This is a genomic window from Streptomyces sp. NPDC030296, from assembly GCF_055572815.1.
This window is the reverse complement of sequence record NZ_JBVICQ010000005.1, coordinates 474,478-495,778: the sequence shown is the minus strand read 5'-3', so window position 1 is coordinate 495,778 and position 21,301 is coordinate 474,478. Positions and strand designations below refer to the sequence as shown.

Annotated in this window: 23 protein-coding genes and 1 riboswitch; of the genes, 12 read left to right on the top strand and 11 right to left on the bottom strand. The window is 71.9% G+C overall.

Annotation, left to right across the window (positions count from 1 at the left end; all coding sequences use genetic code 11):
• The first annotated feature begins 63 nt into the window (after window positions 1-63).
• On the top strand, window positions 64-2,157 hold the full coding sequence (locus ACZ4Z3_RS17630; protein WP_468501826.1) for a helix-turn-helix transcriptional regulator: 2,094 nt from the start codon (window positions 64-66) through the stop codon (window positions 2,155-2,157).
• A gap of 129 nt (window positions 2,158-2,286) precedes the next feature.
• Here ACZ4Z3_RS17630 and bioD read toward each other — a convergent pair whose 3' ends face one another.
• The 3 genes from bioD to bioB are packed head-to-tail and all read right to left on the bottom strand — an operon-like array spanning window position 2,287 to window position 5,525.
• Complete coding sequence (bioD, locus tag ACZ4Z3_RS17625) at window positions 2,287-3,006, bottom strand: dethiobiotin synthase (protein ID WP_468501825.1); 720 nt, start codon at window positions 3,004-3,006, stop codon at window positions 2,287-2,289.
• A gap of 1 nt (window position 3,007) precedes the next feature.
• Window positions 3,008-4,297: an adenosylmethionine--8-amino-7-oxononanoate transaminase gene (locus ACZ4Z3_RS17620; protein WP_468501824.1), complete on the bottom strand. Its 1,290-nt coding sequence runs from the start codon at window positions 4,295-4,297 to the stop codon at window positions 3,008-3,010.
• Window positions 4,290-5,525 carry a biotin synthase BioB gene (bioB, locus tag ACZ4Z3_RS17615; protein WP_468501823.1) on the bottom strand — a complete coding sequence of 412 codons (1,236 nt, stop codon included), beginning with the start codon at window positions 5,523-5,525 and terminating at the stop codon, window positions 4,290-4,292. The genes ACZ4Z3_RS17620 and bioB overlap by 8 nt, the downstream gene beginning before the upstream one ends.
• Window positions 5,526-5,725: 200 nt before the next feature.
• Here bioB and ACZ4Z3_RS17610 point away from each other — a divergent pair, with 200 nt between their 5' ends.
• Complete coding sequence (locus ACZ4Z3_RS17610) at window positions 5,726-6,853, top strand: 8-amino-7-oxononanoate synthase (protein ID WP_468501822.1); 1,128 nt, start codon at window positions 5,726-5,728, stop codon at window positions 6,851-6,853.
• Window positions 6,854-6,910: 57 nt separating this feature from the next.
• On the opposite strand, the gene ACZ4Z3_RS17605 is transcribed toward ACZ4Z3_RS17610, so the two are convergent.
• Together ACZ4Z3_RS17605 and ACZ4Z3_RS17600 are read right to left on the bottom strand one after the other, a co-directional pair.
• Window positions 6,911-7,135, bottom strand: a complete 225-nt coding sequence (locus tag ACZ4Z3_RS17605) for a DUF397 domain-containing protein (protein ID WP_055512956.1) — start codon at window positions 7,133-7,135, stop codon at window positions 6,911-6,913.
• Between the two features lie 23 nt (window positions 7,136-7,158).
• Window positions 7,159-8,016 (bottom strand): helix-turn-helix domain-containing protein, encoded by an 858-nt coding sequence (locus tag ACZ4Z3_RS17600; RefSeq protein WP_468501821.1) that lies wholly within the window; start codon window positions 8,014-8,016, stop codon window positions 7,159-7,161.
• A 246-nt stretch (window positions 8,017-8,262) separates the two neighbouring features.
• On the opposite strand from ACZ4Z3_RS17600, the gene ACZ4Z3_RS17595 reads away from it, so the two are divergent.
• Entirely contained in the window at window positions 8,263-8,721 is a 459-nt protein-coding gene (locus ACZ4Z3_RS17595) for an ATP-binding protein (RefSeq protein WP_468501820.1), read from the top strand.
• Here the strand turns inward: ACZ4Z3_RS17595 and ACZ4Z3_RS17590 are convergent.
• The 5 genes from ACZ4Z3_RS17590 to ACZ4Z3_RS17570 form a co-directional block, all read right to left on the bottom strand.
• Entirely contained in the window at window positions 8,693-9,262 is a 570-nt protein-coding gene (locus tag ACZ4Z3_RS17590) for a DUF6328 family protein (protein ID WP_468501819.1), read from the bottom strand. The genes ACZ4Z3_RS17595 and ACZ4Z3_RS17590 overlap by 29 nt on opposite strands.
• 201 nt (window positions 9,263-9,463) lie before the next feature.
• Window positions 9,464-9,937, bottom strand: coding sequence for a C40 family peptidase (locus ACZ4Z3_RS17585; RefSeq protein WP_468501818.1), 474 nt, complete (start codon window positions 9,935-9,937; stop codon window positions 9,464-9,466).
• A 3-nt stretch (window positions 9,938-9,940) separates the two neighbouring features.
• A riboswitch (cyclic di-AMP (ydaO/yuaA leader) is annotated at window positions 9,941-10,139 on the bottom strand.
• A 363-nt stretch (window positions 10,140-10,502) separates the two neighbouring features.
• A complete protein-coding gene (locus ACZ4Z3_RS17580) occupies window positions 10,503-10,820 on the bottom strand; it encodes a hypothetical protein (protein ID WP_468501817.1) in 318 nt (105 codons plus the stop codon).
• Between the two features lie 7 nt (window positions 10,821-10,827).
• On the bottom strand, window positions 10,828-11,469 hold the full coding sequence (locus ACZ4Z3_RS17575; protein WP_468501816.1) for an ATP-dependent Clp protease proteolytic subunit: 642 nt from the start codon (window positions 11,467-11,469) through the stop codon (window positions 10,828-10,830).
• A gap of 161 nt (window positions 11,470-11,630) precedes the next feature.
• Window positions 11,631-12,065 (bottom strand): hypothetical protein, encoded by a 435-nt coding sequence (locus ACZ4Z3_RS17570; RefSeq protein WP_468501815.1) that lies wholly within the window; start codon window positions 12,063-12,065, stop codon window positions 11,631-11,633.
• 134 nt (window positions 12,066-12,199) lie between these two features.
• On the opposite strand from ACZ4Z3_RS17570, the gene ACZ4Z3_RS17565 reads away from it, so the two are divergent.
• Entirely contained in the window at window positions 12,200-12,475 is a 276-nt protein-coding gene (locus tag ACZ4Z3_RS17565; RefSeq protein ID WP_468501814.1) for a type II toxin-antitoxin system Phd/YefM family antitoxin, read from the top strand.
• 157 nt (window positions 12,476-12,632) lie between these two features.
• Here ACZ4Z3_RS17565 and ACZ4Z3_RS17560 read toward each other — a convergent pair whose 3' ends face one another.
• The gene (locus ACZ4Z3_RS17560; RefSeq protein ID WP_468501813.1) at window positions 12,633-13,727 is read right to left on the bottom strand and encodes an ABC transporter permease; all 1,095 of its coding nucleotides are present in this window, start codon (window positions 13,725-13,727) and stop codon (window positions 12,633-12,635) included.
• A gap of 173 nt (window positions 13,728-13,900) precedes the next feature.
• On the opposite strand from ACZ4Z3_RS17560, the gene ACZ4Z3_RS17555 reads away from it, so the two are divergent.
• From ACZ4Z3_RS17555 to ACZ4Z3_RS17520, 8 genes are all read left to right on the top strand, one after another.
• Complete coding sequence (locus ACZ4Z3_RS17555; protein WP_468501812.1) at window positions 13,901-14,530, top strand: TetR/AcrR family transcriptional regulator; 630 nt, start codon at window positions 13,901-13,903, stop codon at window positions 14,528-14,530.
• Window positions 14,531-14,727: 197 nt separating this feature from the next.
• Window positions 14,728-15,030 carry an urease subunit gamma gene (locus ACZ4Z3_RS17550; protein ID WP_468501811.1) on the top strand — a complete coding sequence of 101 codons (303 nt, stop codon included), beginning with the start codon at window positions 14,728-14,730 and terminating at the stop codon, window positions 15,028-15,030.
• Between the two features lie 10 nt (window positions 15,031-15,040).
• Window positions 15,041-15,352, top strand: a complete 312-nt coding sequence (locus ACZ4Z3_RS17545) for an urease subunit beta (protein ID WP_468501810.1) — start codon at window positions 15,041-15,043, stop codon at window positions 15,350-15,352.
• A complete protein-coding gene (locus ACZ4Z3_RS17540) occupies window positions 15,345-17,066 on the top strand; it encodes an urease subunit alpha (protein ID WP_468501809.1) in 1,722 nt (573 codons plus the stop codon). The genes ACZ4Z3_RS17545 and ACZ4Z3_RS17540 overlap by 8 nt, the downstream gene beginning before the upstream one ends.
• Window positions 17,066-17,740 (top strand): urease accessory protein UreF, encoded by a 675-nt coding sequence (locus ACZ4Z3_RS17535; protein WP_468501808.1) that lies wholly within the window; start codon window positions 17,066-17,068, stop codon window positions 17,738-17,740. Before ACZ4Z3_RS17540 ends, ACZ4Z3_RS17535 begins: the two co-directional genes overlap by 1 nt.
• A 227-nt stretch (window positions 17,741-17,967) precedes the next feature.
• The gene (ureG, locus tag ACZ4Z3_RS17530) at window positions 17,968-18,651 is read left to right on the top strand and encodes an urease accessory protein UreG (RefSeq protein ID WP_468501807.1); all 684 of its coding nucleotides are present in this window, start codon (window positions 17,968-17,970) and stop codon (window positions 18,649-18,651) included.
• Window positions 18,652-18,725: 74 nt separating this feature from the next.
• A complete protein-coding gene (locus ACZ4Z3_RS17525) occupies window positions 18,726-19,487 on the top strand; it encodes an urease accessory protein UreD (protein WP_468501806.1) in 762 nt (253 codons plus the stop codon).
• A gap of 152 nt (window positions 19,488-19,639) precedes the next feature.
• On the top strand, window positions 19,640-21,229 hold the full coding sequence (locus ACZ4Z3_RS17520) for an alpha/beta hydrolase (RefSeq protein WP_468501805.1): 1,590 nt from the start codon (window positions 19,640-19,642) through the stop codon (window positions 21,227-21,229).
• The last annotated feature ends 72 nt before the right edge of the window (window positions 21,230-21,301 follow it).

Here is a 21,301-nt window from a genome sequence, read left to right as displayed (position 1 = left end):
ACGGCATCGGCCGCCGCGCCGACGCCACCCGAAGGCGTGCCCGCGCCGGCGCTGTCCGAAGGCGTGCGCGTACGTCTGCTGCACGCCGCCCACGGCGATCCGCGCGCCGCCGCCGAAATCGCCGCCGCCCTGACCCCGCGCCAGGCCATCGGGCTCGACCCGCTGCCCGCCGAGCCGTTCGCGCTCGCCCCCGCGCTGCTGCGCGCCCACCGGCGGGACGTACGCGCCCTGCCCGACGACACCCGCTTCCTCCTGCTTCTCGCCGCGGCCGACCAGTACCCGATCCCGACCCACGCCTACGAGCGGGCCGTCACGGCCGCCGGACTCGACACCCGGCCCCTCGACGCGGCCGAGGCGGCGGGCATCGCGGACACCACGGCCCAGGGCGTCGTCTTCCGGGACGCCTGGACCCGTGTCGCCGTCTACGAGTCCGCCTCCACGGCCGACCGCCGCGCGGCCCACCGCCTCCTCGCCGGAGTCCTCAGCGGCGAGGGCGAGAGACCCGGACGCTCCTGGCACCGGGCCGCCGCCGCCCTCGGCCCCAGCCGCCGACTCGCCGCCGAACTCCGGTTCGCGGCGAAGGTGGCACGTGCCATCGGGGAGCCCGCGCTGGCCTCCGCCCTCGCCGAACGCGCCGCCGCCCTCACCCCCGACCCCGCCGAACGCATGCCCCTGCTCGCGCGGGCGGCGGCGGAGGCCTGGCAGTCGGGCGACGGCGACCGGGCCCGCCGACTCGTCGCCGCCACCGACGACGACGCCCTCGCCGGCCTCCTCGCCCTCCGTTCCGGCAACGCCTCCGAGGCCTTCGACGCCCTCCTCACCGCCACGCTCAGGCACGGCGGCGGCAACGACCCGGACACGGCTGCCCATCTGTTGGCACGAGCCACCGAGGCCGCCATCTACACCGGGGACCTGCGCCGCTGCCGGGAGGCCGCCGCCGTCGCCGACCGGCTCGGCATCCTGCCGCCGAGCACCCTCGGCGCGCTGGCCGCGGCGTTCGAGGGACGCTACGACGACGCCTGCGACGTCCTCGAAGCCGCGGCGGGCCGCTGCGGCCCCGGCGGTGACCCCACCGGGCTGATCCACGCCGGGATCGCCGCCCTGCTCCTCGGCGACCACACCCGCGCGTTCACCGCCACCGCCCGCGCCGCCGCCTCCGCCCGCGCCAGGGGCGAGACGGTGACCGTGCCGCAGGCCATGGAGTTCCGGGCGTACGCCGAGTTCTGGACCGGGCGCCCCAGGGCCGCCGAGGCCGCCGCCGTGGAGGCCCTGCGGCAGGCGTACGCCACCGGGCAGGACAACGGGGCCTGCCATCTCCAGGCCGCCCTCGCGATGTTCGCGGCCGTCACCGGGGACGAGCAGGCGTGCCGGGAGCGCGCCGAGTCCGCCCGCGCCCACGCGCTGGAACGGGGCCTCGGACTCCCGGCCGCGCTCGCCATGTACGCCCTCGCCTTCCTCGACCTCGCCGCCGGCCGCTACGCCGCCTCGGCGGCCCGCCTGCGCGCGCTCGCCGGGTTCGGCCCGGGGCACGGGCACCGGGCCATCCGCCACCTCGCCACCCCGCACTACGTCGAGGCCGCCGTGCGCACCGGCGACACCCGCGTGGCCCGCGCCGCGCACGCCGACTACGACCACTGGGCCCGCACCGTCCGCAGCGCCGACGACCTCGCTCTCAGCGCCCGCTGCCGGGCGCTGCTCGCGACGGGGGAGGAGGCCGTGGAGCACTACCGCGCGGCGCTCGACCTGCACGCCTCCGGCACTCGTGACTTCGAACGGGCCCGTACGGAACTGCTGTTCGGCAGCGCGCTGCGGCGGCTGCGCAACCGCACCGAGGCCCGCGACCGGCTGCACAGCGCGCTGCAGGCCTTCGACCACTTCGGCTCGCCCCACTGCGCCGACCAGGCCCGCGCCGAACTCCGCGCCCTCGGCGAACGGGCCCCCGCCGCCCAGGGCCCCGACGACCTCACCGGCCGACTCACGGCCCAGCAACTGACCATCGCCCGCATGGCCGCGGACGGCGCCACGAACCGGGAGATCGCCGCCCGCCTCCTCCTGAGCCCCCGCACGATCGACCACCACCTCCGCGGCGTCTTCGCCCGCCTGGGCATCAGATCCCGCATCGAACTGGTCCGCCTGCTGGGAGAAACAGCGAGCTGAAGCCCGCCGCCGTCGTGCCGAGCCACCACTGCCCTCACGTGCTGTCACCGCTGTTGGGCAGTCGTTCCGCAGGGCGGAACGGGTGGGCACAGCCCACGGTGCCGGGCGCCTTGTCAGGAGGGCCGACCGTCACGCGCTCTCCCGCGCCGCGAAGGCCGCCGCGTCCCACGCGCCGCCCAGCGCCGGCGCCAGCCAACCGCTCGCCCGCGCCCGGAACTCGGCCGGGTCCAGCGCGCCCGCGCCCTCCGGCACCGCACCCAGCAGCGGCGCTCCCGCCACCACCGGCAGGTCCGCCACATTGCAACGGGACGCCAGGTCCGGGGCCTCGGGCCAGCTGCCGATGACGACGCCCGTCAGCCGCACCTCCCGCGTGGCGAGTTCGCGGGCCGTCAGCTCGGTCGTGTTGAGCGTGCCCAACCCTGCCGAGGCGACCAGCAGCACCGGCGCGCCCAGCAGCCGCGCCGTGTCCGCCAGCGTGCCGCCCGCCTCGTCGAAGCGGACCAGGAGACCGCCCGCGCCCTCGACCAGGACCAGGTCGTGGTCGGTCTCCAGCTTCGCCGCCGCCTCGGCGACGTCCTCGGGGTGGACCGGGGCCAACCCGGACCGCCGGGCGGCCGTCGCGGGGGCCAGCGGCTCCGGGTAGCGGGCGAGTTCGTGCGCGGCGACGGCGTCCCCGGCGAGCCGCACCACCTCGTCCGCGTCGCCGCGCTCGTCCGGCCCTACCCCGGTCTGCGCGGGCTTGAGCACCGCCACGGACCGGCCGGCGGCCGCCGCCACCGCGGCGACGGCCGCCGTGCCGACCGTCTTGCCGACCTCCGTGCCCGTCCCCGTCACCACCAGGATCGCCATGTCATCCCTCCCGCGCCGCCGCGCACACCGCCCGCGCGATCCGTGCCACGTCCTCATCACCGGTGACGTACGGCGGCATCGTGTAGACGAGATCGCGGAACGGCCGCAGCCACACGCCCTCGCGCACCGCGGCCTCCGTCGCCGCCCTCATGTCCACCTCGTGGTCGAGCTGGACGACACCGATGGCGCCGAGGACCCGGACGTCCTTCACCCCCGGCACTTCGAGCGCCGGGGCCAGCCCTTCCCGCAGTCCCGCCTCGATCCGCCGGACCTCCGCGAGCCAGTCCTGCCCCAGCAGCAGCTCGATCGAGGCGAGCGCCACGGACGCGGCCAGCGGATTGCCCATGAACGTCGGCCCGTGGGCGAGTACGGGCACCTCGCCCCGCGAGATCCCGTCGGCCACCCGTGCCGTGCACAGCGTCGCGGCCATCGTCAGATAACCGCCGGTCAGCGCCTTGCCCACGCACATCACGTCCGGCGTCACCGCCGCGTGCTCCGCCGCGAACAGCGCGCCCGTCCGGCCGAACCCGGTCGCGATCTCGTCGAACACCAGCAGCACGTCGTGCGCGTCGCACGCCTCGCGCAGCACCCGCAGATACGCGGGGGAGTGGAACCTCATCCCGCCCGCGCCCTGCACCACCGGCTCCACGATCACGGCGGCCAGTTCGTCGGCGTGCCGCTCGATCGCCGAACGCAACCGCTCCGCGTACGCCTCGTCGTACTCCGCCGGCGGCGCCTCGACGAACACCTGGCGCGGCAGCACGCCCTGCCACAGCTCGTGCATCCCGCCGTCGGGGTCGCACACCGACATCGGCTGCCAGGTGTCGCCGTGGTAGCCGCCGCGCCAGGTCAGGAGGCGCTGCTTGCCCGGACGGCCCAGCGAACGCCAGTACTGGAGGCACATCTTGACGGCGACCTCGACCGACACCGACCCCGAGTCGGCGAGGAACACATGCTCCAGCCCCTCGGGTGACATGTCGACAAGACGCTTCGCCAGTCGTACGGCGGGCTCGTGGGTGAGCCCGCCGAACATCACATGGCTCATCCGGCCGAGCTGCTCGCGCGCGGCCTCGTTGAGCACCGGGTGGTTGTAGCCGTGGATGGCCGACCACCAGGACGACATGCCGTCGACGAGTTCACCCGAGCCGTCGGCGAGCCGCAGCCGGACCCCGCTCGCCGACTCCACGACGAGCGGCTCGACCCGGCCCGGCATCGGACCGTAGGGATGCCACACATGACGCCGGTCGAGGTCCAGCAGCTCGGCCACGCTCGGTTCGGGCGCTTCAGGCATTGGGCGCGAGATCCGTTCCGGCACCCCGGCGGCGTACGGCGACCAGGTCAGTCCGGGCCTCGCCCGCCTGCGGGGCCGCCGCGGAGGAGGAGGTGGCCGCGGAACCGCAGACGCCGCCTCCCTCGTGCGACCCGCACCCGCCACCGCCCTCGTGGGACCCGCAGCCGCCGCCCTCATGAGCACCGCACCCGGCGCTCTCGTGGGACCCGCAGCCGCCCCCGGCCGCCCGGTGCTCCGGCAGCGTGATCTGATCGGCGCCCTCCACCTGGAACCCGGCGTCCGCGATCATCTCCAGGTCGGCCTTGCCGGCCTGACCCTCGCTCGTGAGGTAGTCGCCGAGGAAGATCGAGTTTGCCAGGTGCAGCGCGAGCGGCTGCATCGTCCGCAGATGCACCTCGCGGCCACCGGCGATGCGCACCTCGACGTCCGGGCAGACGAACCGCACCATGGCGAGGATCCGCAGGCACCGCTGGGGCGTGAGGTTCCACTCCTTGGCCAGCGGGGTGCCCTCGAACGGGATCAGGAAGTTGACCGGCACCGAGTCCGGGTCCAGTTCACGCAGCGAGAAGACGACGTCGACGAGGTCCTCGTCGGTCTCGCCCATGCCCGCGATCAGACCGGAGCACGCCGACAGACCCGCCGCGTGCGCCTTCTGCACGGTGTCCACCCGATCGGCGTACGTGTGGGTGGTCGTGATCTCCCCGTACGTCGACTCCGACGTGTTGAGGTTGTGGTTGTAGGCGTCCGCGCCCGCCTCGCGCAGCCGTTCGGCCTGACCGTCGGAGAGCAGACCCAGACAGGCGCACACCTCGACGCCCTCGTTCTCCTCCTTGATGGCCTTGATGGTGCCCGCGACCCGGTCGACGTCACGGTCCGTCGGGCCGCGCCCGGACGCCACCAGACACACCCGCTTGGCGCCGCCGGCGAGACCGGCCGCGGCGGCCTTCGACGCCTCCTCGGGCTTCAGCCAGGTGTACTTGAGGATCCCGGCCGTCGAGCCGAGCCGCTGGGAGCAGTACGAGCAGTCCTCGGGACACAGCCCGGACTTCAGGTTGACGAGATAGTTCAGTTTCACTCGTCGCCCGAACCAGTGCCTGCGCACCTTTCCGGCCGCGGCCACCACGTCGAGCAGGTCGTCGTCGGAGGTGCCGAGAACGGCGAGCGCCTCGGCACGGCTCAGCGGCTCGCGCCGGAGCCCCTTGTCCACCAGCGTGTTCAGCAGGTCCATGAGAGCCGATCCTGTCCTACCGGACCGCTCCCGGCCAAGGAGACTTCGGACAACAGAGTCGGATCGACGTGTGGGTATCGCCACATCGTGGGCGACCGGCCGTCCCGTTAGTGTCTGTGCACTGCCTACAAAAGCCCCTGCCGCGCTGCCCGATGACAGCACCGGCGCCGAGGGCTGCCCACGCGACCCCCGGAGGACTCATGGCGTTCGGCTGGATCGACGAGCAGGCGTCGGCGCGCCGCCGCGCCGGGCTCGTACGGACCCTGCGCCCCCGCCCCGCCGACTCGCCCCTGCTCGACCTCGCGAGCAACGACTACCTGGGGCTGGCCCACCACCCCGAGATCATCGAGGGCGCGGCCGAGGCGGCACGCACCTGGGGCGGCGGGGCGACCGGCTCCCGGCTGGTCACCGGCACCACCGAACTCCACGGCGAACTGGAGCGCGAACTGGCCGCCTTCTGCGGCTTCGAGGCCGCCCTCGTCTTCTCCTCCGGCTACGCCGCCAACCTCGCCGCCGTCACCGCGCTCGCCCCGCACGGCTCGCTGGTCGTGTCCGACGCGGGCAACCACGCCTCCCTGATCGACGGCTGCCGACTGGCCCGCGGGACCACGCAGGTCGTCGAGCACGCCGACCCGGACGCGGTCCGCAAGGCGCTCGGCACGGCCAAGGGGCCCGCGATCGCGGTCTCCGACACGGTGTTCTCGGTGGACGGCGACGCCGCCCCGCTGGCCGGGCTGGCCGAGGCGTGCCGCGCGTACGGCGCCGGTCTCGTCGTGGACGACGCCCACGGGCTCGGTGTCCTCGGCGACGGCGGCAGGGGCGCGCCGCACGCGGCGGGGCTCGCCGGAGCACCCGATGTCGTCGTGACGGTCACCCTGTCGAAGTCGCTGGGCAGCCAGGGCGGTGCCGTCCTCGGACCGGCGAAGGTGATCGACCACCTGGTCAACGCGGCCCGGACGTTCATCTTCGACACCGGGCTCGCCCCGGCGGCGACGGGCGCCGCCCTCGCCGCGCTCAGGCTGCTGCGCCGTGAGCCGGAGCGGGCGGCCCGGGCCCGTGAGGTGGCGCGGGCGCTGCACACACGGCTGACGGCGTCGGGCCATGAAGCGGTGCGGCCCGACGCCGCCGTGGTGTCCGTACGGGCGCCGTCTCCGGATCAGGCGGTGCGGTGGGCGGCGGACTGCCGGGCGGCGGGTCTCGCCGTCGGCTGTTTCCGCCCACCGTCCGTGCCCGACGGCATCTCGAGGCTGCGATTGACCGCCCGGGCGGATCTCACCGAGGGGCAGATCGACCGAGCCGTGGGAATCATCGGCGATACGCGACCGTGAGTCGGCGTCGCGGCCGTGCGTCGCCAGAAGCGGAACCGGTGGTGCGGTCGGTGGTGCTCACCGAAGCGTGGTGACGAATCCCTCCCATGCCTCGGGGGTGAACAGCAGGGCGGGCCCCGCCGTGTTCTTCGAGTCGCGCACGGCCACCAGTCCGGCCAGCCGGCCGGACCCGGGACGGGCCGTTTCCACACAGTTGTTCATCCCCGTGCTGCGGCTGCTGCGCAGCCACCGCACACCGCGTAGTGCGGTACTGGTGGGTACGTTCCGAGGCAGAGCTGACATGGTGCCTCCTTACGCGCCGGAAGCTAGCCCTGAGCCAGTCCGGCGATGTAATCCAACGAGTCCTCGGGCGAAAGGGCGTGGATCTGAAGGGTGTTGAAGGCCTCGACATAAGCCTTGAGGTCTTCTTTCCGTTCGAGGTAGAGGCTACTCGTCAAGTGGTCGAGAACAACCACGTCCAGATCGGACGTGCTCCGAAATGAGAAGATTACGAAAGGACCGGTGATGCCGATGTGTGCCCCGGCAGTGAACGGCAGCACCTGCAGCCTCACTTGAGGCAGACGCGCCGCTTCGACCAACTGCTCCAGCTGACGGGCCATGACCTCGGGCCCGCCGACCTCACGCCGCAGAACGCCCTCGTCGAGCACGGCGCTCAGCTCCATCGGTGGACGTCCGCGCAGAACGTCCTGCCGCGCGAGCCGCACTTCCACGAGAGCGTCGAGTTTGTCGTCTTCCAGCCCCTCCACCGCGGCCCGTGTCACCGCTCGGGCGTACTCGGGGATCTGCAGCAGACCCGGCACGACCGAGGTCTCCAGGGTACGCATCCCGCTCGCCTGCGACTCCAGACTGATGAAGTCCCGGTACGTCGGCGGCAGCACCCCTCGGTACGCGTGCCACCAGTTGTGCCGTCCGCCCCCGTCCTCGGAGCCCGCCAGCGCCATCAGCAGTTCGCGTAACTCGGTGTCGTCGATCGCGTAGGCGTCCAGCAGTCGGTGGACGTCCGCGGGTTTCACCCCGCTGGCACCCGTCTCGATGCGGCTCACCTTCGACTGGTGCCAGCCCACGAGACGGGCGGCCTCGATGCTGGTGATGCCGACGCGGGTGCGCAGGAGGCGCAACTCGGCGCCGAGCTTGCGGCGGCGCACCGCCGGACCGTACTGCATGGGTGTCTCCTTCCGCCCGGCGCGCGAAGTCGGGTGACGGTAGAGGATGGCCCGAGGGGCCCCTCGAATACGGTCGGCCGTCGGAGAGTTCACCGCTTCGAGCGACAGATATATGCATATCTTGGTGGATCGCCACCCGTGACGGCCCAGGTAGTGGCAGTCTGGCGCGAAGCACCAGTCCGGGACCGTACTCGAATCATCCGCTCCCAGTCGGACATCGGTCCCGTGGGAAAGGGACGCACCGCCATGGCAGATCACCTGGAAGCATCCGTCACTCTGCCGAGCGATCCCGCCTCGGTGTCCGCGGCCCGGAGATACGTCGCCACCGTGCTGGCCGAATGGGGCCTGCCGAGCGACACGGACATCGCGGACACCGTGCGCCTGATCGTGTCCGAACTCGCCACCAACGCCGTTCAGCACACCTTCGGTCAGTCACCCACGTTCACCGTGGACCTCGTCCTCGACCGTGACGAGCATCTGCACATCGGCGTCACCGACAGCCATCCGCGCTTCCCGAAACGCCTGCCCGCCGCCGTACAGCAGGACAACGGGCGGGGCATGGTCATCATCCGCTGGCTGACCGCCGAGTGCGGCGGGCGGCTGAGCGTCAGACCCACGCGGGAGGGCGGCAAGACGGTGGCGATCGAGCTTCCGTGGGCCGTCCCCGTGCAGCCGGTCAGGGCAGGCGGTCCGCAGGAGCCCTGACGGAGTCCCGCCCCTGGGCAGGGACCGTCCCGCCGGGGCGCGGCGCGGAGGGCGTGCGGTTCCCGCGGACGGAGCGCCCCACCAGCCTCGGGAGCAGGCCCCACAGCAGCAGACAGCCGACGAGCGTGCCACCGCCGGCGGTGAGGCCCGCGGCCCGGCCGAGTGTCACGTCCACGACGAGCAGGACCGACCCCGCGAAGGCCGGCATCAGCACCCCCAGGCCGACACCGGCCAGCCGGGACGAGACCCGGACGATGGTGGGCTTGGCGTTCTGCTGGAACAGCGAGCGGTGCAGGGCGGCCGGGGCGGTGAAGAGGGCCGCCGCGAGGACCGCCAGCAGCAGTGTGGTGACGTACGTGGCGCGCTGGAACGAGTCCAGGTCCGGAAATCGCGGGGTGAAGGCCAGCGTCAGCAGGAATGCGAAGAGGATCTGCACCCCCGTCTGGGTGACCCGCAGCTCCTGCAGCAACTCGGAGAAGTTGCGGTCGGCCCGCTCGAGAGGCGTCTCGTTGCGAGCGGGGCTGATGCGTTCGTCGGCCATGGCTGTACGAGTAACCATCCGGGCCCGTGTCACGCCTGCGGGCGAGGCGAAAGAGGGTTCGGGCGCAGTCGGGGAGCGGCCTGGGAGCGGCCGGGGGCCCAGAGGCGCCCGGGGGCGCCTCTGGGGGCGGCCGGGCACGACCGAGAGGGCGGCCGGGCACGACCGAGAGGGCGGCCGGTGGTCCGGCCGCCCTCCGACGGGTCAGCGGACCCGGCCGTACCAGACGCTCTTCGTCCAGATCTTCTGCAGTCGCACGACGTCACCCGTCTTCGGCGAGTGCCAGATCTTTCCCTTCCCCGCGTAGATACCGACGTGGTACACGTTCGATCCCGAGTGGAAGAAGACGAGGTCTCCGAGCTTGCGGCTGCTCGCGGAGATGTGCTTCGTCTTGTTGTACTGCTGCTGGGCAGTACGGGGCAGCTTCTTGCCCGCCTTCTTGAACGAGTAGAGCGTCAGTCCCGAGCAGTCGAACCTGCCGGGGCCCGTCGCGCCGTACCTGTAAGGGGAGCCCTTCTTGGAAGCCGCGACCTGAAGTGCCTTCGACGCCACTGAGGCGGCCTCGGCGTCCGATGCGACCCCCGGGACCACGATGCTGCCGCCGACGGCGGCGATGGTCAGAGCCGACGCCGTGCCGGCCCGGGTCAACAGCGACGGGACACGATTGAGCGCAGACATGCGCAACCCTTCGTCAGCCGCCTGTGAAGGATGACCTGTCGGATTCGGGCTGGCGAAGTTGCCCGGCCGCTGACGCGGCTTCACCCCAAGGGCTGCTCGACCCGGTCATGGCGTGACCGTCCCGGCGACCCGTCGTGCTTGGGTCCTCCACTCCTGCCGATCCACTCCTGTCGACCGGTCATCCGGACGGCGGCAGGACTCGGCGTCCGCCCGGATCGCCCCGCCGCTGCGGCGGGGGCTTGTCGTCAGGAAGGGATCTTGGCGCACGGAAGTCCGAAAATCCCAACAGAATCAGGGATTTGTGGTGTTACTCACCACTCGCCCGTTCGGGTGGACAGACCCTTTTCAGTCGTTCTGTCCACAGAGTCGAGGGTGTCCGCACCAGCAATGGAATGGTGGATTCCGGCACTCTTGCAGGCATGATGCGCAACTCCGGCGATTCTGAGGGCGGGTGGGCCGTTGGGTTGTTCCGGATAGGCCGTCCGGTGGGTCGAAACCCGGACCGGAGGGTCCGTCAGTAGTACGGCGGACGACGCCCGATCGGTTCAGGCGGGGGGCCTCGGGGTCACGCGGGGGAGTCCTCGGGTTCCGGCGGAAGGGTGACCCGGGCCGCCCGCCGTTCCCCGTCCAGGACCCGCAGGGCACGGGCCAGGGTGGAGGCGTGCAGCTCGTTCTCACCGCGCGCGTGCATCAGTTCGAGCGCGTCGCGCAGCGCCGTCGCTCTGCCGACGAGGGCCTGCGCGGCCCGCAGCCCGCGATATGTGTCGCCGGGGCGGGCCGGGTTGATCCGGCCCAGCAGGTCGACCACGTCCAGATAACGGTCGATCAACTCCGCCTCGGCGCGCGTCAGCGCGGGCAACGGCGGCAGTTCGGGTGGGAGCATCGGCGGCTCACCTCGAGCCGGGGAGCGCCCGTGAGCCCTCGCGGCTCGGCACGATCCGGTCGGCCAGGCCGTACTCCACGGCTCCGTGCGCGTCGAGGATCTTGTCCCGCTCGATGTCGCCGCTGATCCGTTCGTGGCTCTGCCCGGTGTGCCGTACGAGCATCTCCTCCAGCCGCCGGCGGTTGCGCATCAGTTCCGCGGCCTGGATCGCCAGATCGCTCGCCTGCCCGGTGACCGGCTCGGCCGGCGCCGGCTGATGGATCACCACCTGTGCGCCCGGCAGCACGGATCGCTTGCCCGGGGTGCCCGCCGCCAGCAGCACCGCGGCGGATGCCCCCGCCCGGCCGAGGCAGACGGTCTCCACGTCGCAGGTGACGAACCGGATCGTGTCGTAGATCGCCGTCATCGCGCTGAACGAGCCGCCGGGGGAGTTGATGTACAGGCAGATGTCCCGCTCCGGGGACTGGTACTCCAGGTGCATGAACTGTGCCATCACGTCGTTCGCCGACGTGTCGTCGATCTGTGTCCCGAGGAACACGATCCGCTCCTCCAGCAACTTGGCATACGGATCCATCGTTCGGTGACCCGTGCCTGTGCGTTCGGTGAATTCGGGGAGCACATGGCGGGCCGACGGGCGGTTCGCGGGCATGGGAGTCTCCTCTGATCGACTTCTGCAAAAAATGTACAGGACGTACGTCCCTTATGGGGGTGGCGCTCGGCTGACAGCGAAAATCCCCGCGGAGCGTGGCTCCACGGGGATCGGTCTCGGGGCTCGGGTGAGCGGTGGGGCGTACGGGGTGGAGCGTCGGGTCAGTTGAGCGGGGCGGGGGCGGGGGTCCCGTAGAAGGGGGGCCAGCCGCGGGTGGCGGCCAGTTCGTTGAGGGCGTTCGCCACCTCGAGCGCCGAGATCCGCTGGTTCGCCGGCGCCTCCGTCGTGCTCACGGTGAAGCTGACCGTGAGCTCCGTCATCTCGGTGCCGGGCATGCGGACGTACCCGCTGAACTCGGTGCCCTCGGGGAAGTCGGCCCCCGCGTTCTCCTGGGCCCGGGTCTGGACCTCGGTCCGGCTCGGGGGTTGGGTCTGAGGCTGATCCGGCGCCGGGTTGTCGTCCACGGTCCCGTTCTCGGCCGCCTGGGCCGGTCCGCCGGCGAACAGCGCGGTCCCCGCCGCCGTACCCGCTGCCGCCGTCCCCGCTGCCGCCGTCCCGGTGTATCCGAGCAGTGTGCGCCTGGAAAGACTCGACATGATCTCCCCGTTCGATTGTCGTGAACGCCTCCTCTCGGAGGTTGTCGCGATCGTACGAACGTACGGAGCGTCATGGGGCAGAATGGGATCTTCCGCTCCGGGGAGGCGGTGGGACCCGGTCTAAGCTGGACCCCATGGCCTACGAGATTCCGGTGACGCAAGCCAGGGCTGAGCTCGCCGACCTGATCAACCGAGTGGTCTACGGCGGCGAGCGCGTCGTCGTGACGCGGCATGGCAAGCCCCTCGTCGCCCTGGTCTCCGCCGCCGATCTGGAGCAGCTCGAAGCGCTCCAGGAGCCCGCGGAGGAGCCCGTGATCAGCGCGGTCTCCGGCGTCCGCGAGGTGGCGTCGCCTCCCCGGGACCAGCAGCGGTTCGGTATCACGGCGGAGCACCGGGGGTCGGCCTCCTAGGAGGCGTGCGGGTGCGTCACTTGCGCACACATGCGAGTAGGCCGTGCGTCCCGTCCGCTACAGCGGGGGCGCACGGCCTGTCTGTGGGGCCGCTTCTCGTATGGCTCAGGCGCCGGCGCCTGCTCCAGGGCGGGGCCGGCTCCAGCGGCGCTCGCGGTCAGTGCGCGGGCGTGGGCGCCGGAGCGCGGCCGGTGGTGGGTAGGGCGGGCTGTGACCCGGCGGGCTTCTTCACCTGCTTGAGCAGGGGGCCCATGAGGACCGCGCCCAGGCCGAGTGCGGCCCACCAGGTCAGGATGAGCACCGGGCTGAGGGCGGCGGCGCCGTCGAAGAACGAGACGGAGCGCAGCAGTGTCGCGCCCGCGCCCGGCGGCAGCCACTGACCGAGCGTCCCGGCGGGCTCGGGCAGCATCCGGGGTGCCGAGGCGGCGCCCGAGAAGGGGTTGCCGAGGAACACGATCAGCAGCGCGCCCAGACCGAGGCCCGCCCGGCCCAGCAGCGCGGCCAGCCCGGCCACGGTGGCGCCCACGGCAAGGGTGGTGAGGCTGAGCACGCCGGCCTCCGCCCACCAGTCACCGGTGAGCACGCCCAGCCAGGTGTGCGCCAGGGTCACGGCGGCGAGGCCGACCAGAACGGCGGCCCCGGCCAGTGCGCCGGCCGCACGCGTCCCGCGCAGCCCGAGCAGCGTCACCACCGCGCCGGAGGCCGTACCGGCCAGCGCCAGCGGCAGCACGCTCGAACCGAAGGCCGACCCACGCGGGTCCTCCGCCGGGGTCGGCACCACATCGGTGACCTCCACCCGGGCGCCCTCCCGAGCGGCCTGCTCGCCCACCGCCTGCTGGAGCAATTGCGCGACCATCGGGCTCGCCGCCGACGCCGTCAGCAGCTTCGGCCCCGCCTCGGTGACCACGACCGCGCCGTACACGGTCCGGTCCTCTATCGCGTCCCGTGCGGCGGCCTCGTCGGCGTAACGGTGCACTTCGAACGCGCCGTCCCGCTGCTCCAGGCGCTGTTCGACCTGCCCGGCGGCGGCTGCGGGCCCCGCCACCCCGAGCGGCAGATCGCGCGGGGCGATACGGGCGTTGGGCCAGGCGAAGGCCCAGAGCGCGAGTGCCGCGATGACGGGGATCAGCACGATGACCGCGACCATCCGGCGACGCGGCGGTATCACGTGCGCCTCCGAGTCGGCCGGTGCTGCCGGTGCTGCCGGGGCGGTGGGCTCGGCCGTCGAGGGTGCGGTGGGCGTGGCGGACATGGTTTCCCTCCATACCGATGGGTGGGTGGGGTGGATGGGAGCTTGGGTGACCGGGTCTCGGTCGGCCGGGCTCCCACCTCACCAAAAAGAAGGAGCGTTCGTTTTTCTTGTTCTTCACCATGCTCGCCGGGGTGCGCCTTGTCAAGAAGGAACGTTCGTTTTACGTTGGCGGCATGCCTCGCGTATCGCAGGAGCGTCTAGACGCCCGCCGCCGCCAGATCCTCGACGCCGCGGCCCGCTGCTTCGCCCGCAACGGGTTCCACGCCACGTCGATGCAGGACGTACTGAAGGAGGCGGACCTCTCCGCCGGGGCCGTCTACCGCTACTTCAGCGGCAAGGAAGAGCTGATCGCCGCGATCGTCGCGGAGGTGATCGGTGAGATCCGGGGTGCGTTCCAGGAAGCCGCCGCACAGCGGCCGCTGCCGTCCCCGGAGATCCTCATCGGCATGGTCATCCGGCAGATCCTCAGCAAGGAGGCGACGCTGGGGCCGAGTGGTGGGTCCCTCTACCCCCGGTTGATGGTGCAGGTGTGGGCCGAGACCATCCGCAACCCGGATTTGCAGAACGTGCTCAACGACGGCTTCGCGCAGGTGCGGCAGCCGTGGATCGAGATCGTCGAGGCGTACCAGGACGCGGGGATGATGCGGGCCGACATCCCGGCGCTCAGTGTGGCGCGGACGTTGATCGCCCTCGCCCAGGGTTTCGCGGCCCAGTACGCCCTCTTCGGGGACATGCCGGTCCAGGTGGTCGAGCTGGGGCTGAAGGCTCTGATGAGCATGGAGGACCCGGCCGCCCGCACGTGAGCCGAGCGTGTCCCCGCACGTGAGCCGAGCGTGTCCCCGCACGTGAGCCGAGCGCGTCCCGCACCTGAGTCGTGGGATCGGTTAACGTCACCGAAACGCCGCCCAATTAGCCTGCGGCCACGCCACCTGCGATGTTGCGCGGTGGCGAGGCAACCGGACCCCGCACGGTCCGGAGCGAGGATGTGAGGTGGGACGCCGTGCAACTGACCCCGCACGAGCAGGAGAGGCTGCTGATCCATGTGGCGGCGGACGTGGCCGAGAAGCGCAGGGCCCGGGGCCTGAAGCTGAACCACCCCGAAGCCGTCGCCCTGATCACCGCGCACATCCTGGAAGGCGCGCGGGACGGCCGTACGGTGGCCGAACTCATGGCGTCCGGGCGGAAACTGCTCACCCGCGACGACGTGATGGAGGGCATTCCCGAGATGATCCACGACGTCCAGGTCGAGGCGACGTTCCCGGACGGCACCAAGCTCGTCACCGTCCACCACCCGATCGTCTGAGGGGGCTGCCGTGATTCCCGGAGAGATCCTCTTCGCCGAGGACCCGATCGTGTACAACGAGGGCCGTGAGGTCACCCGGCTGACCGTCCTCAACTCCGCCGACCGGCCCGTCCAGGTCGGCTCCCACTACCACTTCGCCGAGGCCAATCCCGGTCTGGAGTTCGACCGTGCCGCCGCGCGCGGCCGGCGGCTGAACGTCGCCGCCGGCACCGCCGTACGGTTCGAGCCCGGGATCCCCGTCGACGTCGAACTCGTCCCGCTCACCGGCGCCCGTGTCGTGCCCGGACTGCGCGGGGAGACCGGAGGTGCCCTCGATGCCTGAGATCTCGCGTGCCGCGTACGCCGACCTGTTCGGGCCGACCACGGGTGACCGCATCCGGCTCGCCGACACCGATCTGCTCGTCGAGATCGAGGAGGACCGTTCCGGCGGTCCCGGACTCGCCGGTGACGAGGCCGTGTTCGGCGGTGGCAAGGTCATCCGCGAGTCCATGGGCCAGGCCCGCGCTACGCGCGCAGACGGCACCCCGGACACGGTCATCACCGGCGCGGTGATCATCGACCACTGGGGCATCGTCAAGGCCGACATCGGCATCCGCGACGGCCGGATCACCGGCATCGGCAAGGCGGGCAACCCCGACACCATGGACGGGGTCCACCCGGACCTCGTCATCGGGCCCGAGACGGAGATCATCGCGGGCAACGGGCGGATCGTGACCGCCGGTGCCATCGACGCGCACGTCCACTTCATCTGCCCGCAGATCGCCGACGAGGCGCTGGCGTCCGGAGTCACCACCCTGGTCGGCGGCGGCACCGGACCGGCGGAGGGCTCCAAGGCCACCACGGTCACCCCTGGCCCCTGGCATCTCGCCCGGATGCTGGAGGCGATGGAGCAGTACCCGCTCAACATCGGTTTCCTCGGCAAGGGCAACACCGTCTCCCACGAGGCGATGCTGTCCCAGATCCGGGGCGGAGCGCTCGGTCTGAAGCTGCACGAGGACTGGGGGTCGACGCCCGCCGTCATCGACGCGTCCCTGACCGTCGCCGACCGGACCGGCATCCAGGTCGCCATCCACACGGACACCCTCAACGAGGCCGGGTTCGTCGGCGACACACTGGCGGCCATCGCCGGACGGGGCATCCACGCGTACCACACCGAGGGCGCCGGCGGCGGGCACGCGCCCGACATCATGACCGTGGTCTCGCAGCCGCACGTGCTGCCCAGCTCCACCAACCCGACCCGGCCCTACACCGTCAACACCGCCGAGGAACACCTCGACATGCTGATGGTCTGCCACCACCTCAACGCCGCCGTGCCCGAGGACCTCGCCTTCGCGGAGTCCCGGATCCGGCCGTCGACGATCGGGGCCGAGGACATACTGCACGACCTGGGCGCCATCTCGATCATTTCGTCCGACGCGCAGGCCATGGGCCGCGTGGGAGAGGTCGTCCTGCGCACCTGGCAGACCGCGCACGTGATGAAGCGGCGACGGGGCGCGCTGCCGGGTGACGACCGCGCCGACAACCACCGCGTACGTCGCTATGTCGCCAAGTACACGATCAATCCCGCGCTCGCGCAGGGCCTCGCCCGAGAGATCGGGTCCGTGGAGAGCGGCAAGCTCGCCGACCTGGTGGTGTGGGAGCCCGCGTTCTTCGGGGTGAAGCCACAGCTCGTGATCAAGGGCGGGCAGATCGCGTACGCGCAGATGGGCGACGCCAACGCGTCCATCCCGACACCGCAGCCGATCCTCCCGCGCCCGATGTACGGGGCGATCGGGCGGGCGCCGGCCGCCAACTCGTTCAACTTCGTGGCGCCGCTCGCCATCGAGGACGGACTGCCGGAGCGGCTCCAGCTCGGGAAGCGGTTCGTCGCCATCGAGTCGACGCGCGGGGTCACCAAGGCCGACATGCGGGAGAACGACGCACGGCCCGAGGTGCGGATCGACCCCGACAGCTTCGCCGTGCACATCGACGGAGAGCTGGTGGAAGCGACACCGGCCGCCGAACTGCCCATGGCTCAGCGGTACTTCCTCTTCTGATGTCCAGGGCGACTCTTCTCGTACTGGCCGACGGCCGCTTTCCCGCCGGGGGGCACGCGCACTCCGGTGGGGCCGAGGCGGCCGTCAAGGCCGGGCTGATTCGCGGGGCGGAAGGGCTGGAGGCGTTCTGCCGGGGCCGGTTGCACACGGTGGGGCTGGTGTCGGCGGCGCTGGCCGCGGCGGCGGCACTCGGGGTCGACCCGGTCGCGCTGGACGCGGCGGCCGACGCCCGGACACCGTCGCTCGCCCTTCGGGCCGCCTCCCGCAAGCTGGGGCGGCAGTTGACGAGGGCGGCCCGGGCGACCTGGCCGTCCGGTGAACTGGACGCGCTGGCACGCGAGTTCCCCAAGGGAGCGCACCAGCCTGTGGTGTTGGGGGTCACGGCGCGGGCGGCCGGGCTCGGGCCCGAGGACGCCGCGTACTGCTCCGTGTACGAGAGCGTGAGCGGGCCGGCCGGTGCGACCGTGCGGTTGCTGAGCCTGGATCCGTTCGACGCGACGGGGGTGGTGGCGCGGTTGGCTCCTGAGATGGACCGTGTGGTGCGGTCGGCCGTCGAGGCGGGGCGGGAGGCGGTCGAGGGTGGGGTGGATGCGCTGCCGACGGCTTCGGGGCCGTTGCTGGAGATCGGGGCGGAGGTGCATGCGGCTTGGGCCGTGCGGTTGTTCGCCTCGTAGGAGGGGTTCGCCCCCGCCGCCCCTGCCCGTCCCATCACCAGGGGCTGCGCCCCTTCGACCCCCGCGGTCGAGCTCGGGCCCCTGGGGTTCGTCGGCGGGTGCGGGTTGTCGTGGGCTGATCGCGCAGTTCCCCGCGCCTCTAAAGACAAAGACTCGGGCGCCCCCTGGTTTTCAGATCCCCACGCCCCCGAACTCTTCGGCCAGCCCAACAACAAAGGAGCCGCTTCATGCATCTCGACCATGACCACCTCCATGACGGTCCCTCCGCGGTGAGCGCGGACGCGTATCGGCCCGACGGTCGTCGCCGTGCGCTGCGGATCGGTCTCGGCGGACCCGTGGGGTCCGGGAAGACGGCCACCGTCGCCGCGCTGTGCCGTGCGCTGCGGGACGAGCTCGCCCTGGCCGTCGTGACCAACGACATCTACACGCGGGAGGACGCCGAGTTCCTGCTGCGCGAGGCCGTGCTGCCGCCCGAGCGGATCGCTGCCGTGGAGACGGGCGCGTGCCCGCACACGGCGATCCGGGACGACATCTCGGCGAACCTGGAAGCCGTCGAGGACCTGGAGGACGAGGTCGGCCCGCTCGATCTCGTCCTCGTCGAGTCCGGCGGCGACAACCTCACCGCGACGTTCTCCAAGGGCCTCGTGGACGCGCAGATCTTCGTGATCGACGTGGCCGGCGGCGACGACATCCCCCGCAAGGGCGGCCCCGGCGTCACCACCGCCGATCTGCTCGTGGTCAACAAGACGGACCTCGCGCCGTACGTCGGATCGGACCTCGGTCGGATGGCCGCCGACGCGAAGGCGCAGCGTGCCGAACTGCCGGTCGTGTTCCAGTCGCTCAGGAGCGAGGCCGGTGTCACCGACGTCGCCGCCTGGGTACGGGAACGGCTCGCGGCGTGGACCGCGTGACGGCGGGAGGCGCCGGGTCGCTGGGTACGGGCGCGACGCAGCCGCGGGACGCGAGCCCCGCCCCTACGCCCGCCATGAGTACGACCGGTGTCCGCGCCACCGCGCGGCTCGCCGCCCGTGCCGACGGGCGCGGGGGTACGGCCCTGCCGGTGCTGGAGAGCCATGGGCCGCTCGCGCTGCGGCGCACCCGGGGGAGCGGTGACGAGGCGCGGGTCATGCTGGTCGGCGCCATGAGCGGCCCGCTCGGGGGCGACCGTCTCGCCGTGGAGGCCGAGGTCGGGGAGGGCGCCCGGCTGCACCTGGGGTCCGCTGCGGCGACCATCGCGCTGCCGGGACAGGGCAAGGAGGAGGCCCGCTACGACGTACGGGTGCGTGTCGCGGCCGGGGGCGAACTGCGGTGGCTGCCCGAGCAGTTGATCTCGGCCTGCGGCAGCGACCTGCGGGTGTCGACCTCCCTGGATCTCGCCTACGGTGCCCGGCTCGTGTTCCGGGAGGAGCAGGTGCTGGGGCGGGTCGGGGAAGAGCCGGGGCGGTTGAGCAGCCGGCTCACCGTGCGGCTGGACGGGCGGGCGTTGCTCGACCAGGAGGTGTGCTGCGGGCCGGGCGCACCCGGCGGCTGGGACGGTCCCGCCGTACTGGGCGGATATCGTGCGCTCGGTCAACTCGTTGTCGTACGACCGGAGTTCGCGGAGCGGGCGCCTGCGCCCCGGGTGCTGGGGGAGTCGGCCGCGCTCACTCCGCTGGCCGGGCCCGCCGTCCTCGTGAGTGCCCTGGCGCCCGACGCGCTGCTGCTGCGGCGGGTGCTGGACGAGGCGTTGGCCGGGCTCGACGGCTGACCCGCAGCCCGCTCAACGGAGCGTTCCTCACCGGTTATCGGATTAGTAAAGAACGTTCCGCCCCCCTGTTCCCCGATGCCTCACAGGTACGAGGATCCCCGTGACCATTCGAAACTTCGCAACGATGTACGGGGAGTTCCCTCTTGAGAGGTATGAGGCCGACGAGAAGGGCGGCAGCGTTCGGCTCCGCCGGACTGCTCGTCACGGCGACCCTGATAGCCGGCGCCGTCACCGCCCCCGTGGCCAACGCCGCGGCCGGCGGCGGAGGCAAGGACCTGGAGGCCAAGGGTGTCGCCGTCGCCGCCGCCAAGGCGGCGAAGAAGGGCGTCACGTGGCAGGACTGCCCCGAGGCATGGGGTCTGGAGAAGCCCATCCAGTGCGGCTGGGTCACCGTGCCGCTGAACTACGCCAAGCCGAACGGCAAGCAGATCAAGCTCGCCGTCGACCGCATCGGCAACACGGGCACGAAGGAGGAGCGCCAGGGCGCCCTCGTCTACAACCCGGGCGGCCCCGGCGGCTCGGGTCTGCGCTTCCCGCGCCGTGTCACCACCAAGAACCCGCTGTGGGCGAACGTCTCCAAGGCGTACGACTTCGTGGGCTTCGACCCGCGCGGTGTCGGCAAGTCGGCGCCCATCTCCTGTGTCGACCCGCAGGAGTTCGTGAAGGCGCCGAAGATGGACCCGGTGCCCGACACCGAGGCGGACAAGCGCAAGCAGCGCAAGCTCGCCGCCGCCTACGCGGCCGGCTGCAAGGAGCGCAGCGGCGCGATGCTGCCGTACATGACCACGGCGAACACCGCGCGTGACCTGGACGTCATCCGTGCCGCCCTCGGAGAGAAGAAGCTCAACTTCCTCGGCGTCTCGTACGGCACCTACCTCGGCGCGGTCTACGGCACCCTCTTCCCGACGCACGTGCGCCGCCTGGTCGTCGACAGCGTGGTGAACCCCTCGCGCGAGAAGATCTGGTACCAGGCCAACCTGGACCAGGACGTCGCCTTCGAGGGCCGCTGGAAGGACTGGACGAAGTGGGTCGCGCAGAACGACGCGACGTACCACCTCGGTGACACCCGCGCCAAGGTGCAGGCGAAGTGGCTGGAGCTGCGCGCCACCGCGAAGAAGAAGCCGATCGGCGGGCTCGTCGGCCCGGCCGAGCTGATCTCCTTCTTCCAGAGCGCCCCGTACTACGACTCCGCGTGGGCGCCCACCGCGCAGGTGTGGAGCAAGTACGCCGCAGGTGACACCCAGGCACTGGTCGACGCGGCCGCCCCGGACCTGAGCGACACCGCGGGCAACGCCGCGTCGGAGAACGGCAACGCCGTCTACACCGCGGTCGAGTGCACCGACGCCAAGTGGCCCACCAGTTGGAAGACGTGGGACCGCGACAACACCCGGCTGCACAAGAACTACCCGTTCATGACCTGGGCCAACGCCTGGATGAACCTGCCGTGCGCGACCTGGCCGTCGAAGCAGTACACGCCGGTGGAGGTCAAGACGAAGAAGGGCCTGCCGCCCGTTCTGATCGTCCAGTCCGAGCGCGACGCGGCCACCCCGTACGAGGGTGCCGTCGAGCTGCACAAGCGGTTCAAGGGCTCGCGTCTGATCACGGAGACGAAGGCCGGCTCCCACGGAGTCACCAGCCTGGTCAACGCGTGTGTCAACGAGCGCGTGGACTCCTACCTGCTCACCGGCAAGGTGGGCAAGTCCGACGTGAAGTGCGCCCCGCACGCCACGCCGGCACCGTAGGGAACTGAGTGAGTGAGGGGCGACCGGGCCTACCGGTCGCCCCTCACTCGTGTGCCAGGCCCGACTCGGCTG

What these genes read in the sequence shown, in the direction of transcription:
- ACZ4Z3_RS17570 (WP_468501815.1), bottom strand. Translation starts at nt 12,065, where the DNA reads ATGTCGAGTCTTTCCAGGCGCACACTGCTCGGATACACCGGGACGGCG.
- ACZ4Z3_RS17610 (WP_468501822.1), top strand. Translation starts at nt 5,726, where the DNA reads ATGGCGTTCGGCTGGATCGACGAGCAGGCGTCGGCGCGCCGCCGCGCC.
- ACZ4Z3_RS17555 (WP_468501812.1), top strand. Translation starts at nt 13,901, where the DNA reads ATGCCTCGCGTATCGCAGGAGCGTCTAGACGCCCGCCGCCGCCAGATC.
- ACZ4Z3_RS17560 (WP_468501813.1), bottom strand. Translation starts at nt 13,727, where the DNA reads ATGTCCGCCACGCCCACCGCACCCTCGACGGCCGAGCCCACCGCCCCG.
- ACZ4Z3_RS17590 (WP_468501819.1), bottom strand. Translation starts at nt 9,262, where the DNA reads ATGGCCGACGAACGCATCAGCCCCGCTCGCAACGAGACGCCTCTCGAG.
- ACZ4Z3_RS17605 (WP_055512956.1), bottom strand. Translation starts at nt 7,135, where the DNA reads ATGTCAGCTCTGCCTCGGAACGTACCCACCAGTACCGCACTACGCGGT.
- ACZ4Z3_RS17520 (WP_468501805.1), top strand. Translation starts at nt 19,640, where the DNA reads ATGAGGCCGACGAGAAGGGCGGCAGCGTTCGGCTCCGCCGGACTGCTC.
- bioB (WP_468501823.1), bottom strand. Translation starts at nt 5,525, where the DNA reads ATGGACCTGCTGAACACGCTGGTGGACAAGGGGCTCCGGCGCGAGCCG.
- ACZ4Z3_RS17595 (WP_468501820.1), top strand. Translation starts at nt 8,263, where the DNA reads ATGGCAGATCACCTGGAAGCATCCGTCACTCTGCCGAGCGATCCCGCC.
- ACZ4Z3_RS17580 (WP_468501817.1), bottom strand. Translation starts at nt 10,820, where the DNA reads ATGCTCCCACCCGAACTGCCGCCGTTGCCCGCGCTGACGCGCGCCGAG.
- ureG (WP_468501807.1), top strand. Translation starts at nt 17,968, where the DNA reads ATGCATCTCGACCATGACCACCTCCATGACGGTCCCTCCGCGGTGAGC.
- ACZ4Z3_RS17525 (WP_468501806.1), top strand. Translation starts at nt 18,726, where the DNA reads ATGAGTACGACCGGTGTCCGCGCCACCGCGCGGCTCGCCGCCCGTGCC.
- ACZ4Z3_RS17540 (WP_468501809.1), top strand. Translation starts at nt 15,345, where the DNA reads ATGCCTGAGATCTCGCGTGCCGCGTACGCCGACCTGTTCGGGCCGACC.
- bioD (WP_468501825.1), bottom strand. Translation starts at nt 3,006, where the DNA reads ATGGCGATCCTGGTGGTGACGGGGACGGGCACGGAGGTCGGCAAGACG.
- ACZ4Z3_RS17600 (WP_468501821.1), bottom strand. Translation starts at nt 8,016, where the DNA reads ATGCAGTACGGTCCGGCGGTGCGCCGCCGCAAGCTCGGCGCCGAGTTG.
- ACZ4Z3_RS17585 (WP_468501818.1), bottom strand. Translation starts at nt 9,937, where the DNA reads ATGTCTGCGCTCAATCGTGTCCCGTCGCTGTTGACCCGGGCCGGCACG.
- ACZ4Z3_RS17620 (WP_468501824.1), bottom strand. Translation starts at nt 4,297, where the DNA reads ATGCCTGAAGCGCCCGAACCGAGCGTGGCCGAGCTGCTGGACCTCGAC.
- ACZ4Z3_RS17575 (WP_468501816.1), bottom strand. Translation starts at nt 11,469, where the DNA reads ATGCCCGCGAACCGCCCGTCGGCCCGCCATGTGCTCCCCGAATTCACC.
- ACZ4Z3_RS17535 (WP_468501808.1), top strand. Translation starts at nt 17,066, where the DNA reads ATGTCCAGGGCGACTCTTCTCGTACTGGCCGACGGCCGCTTTCCCGCC.
- ACZ4Z3_RS17565 (WP_468501814.1), top strand. Translation starts at nt 12,200, where the DNA reads ATGGCCTACGAGATTCCGGTGACGCAAGCCAGGGCTGAGCTCGCCGAC.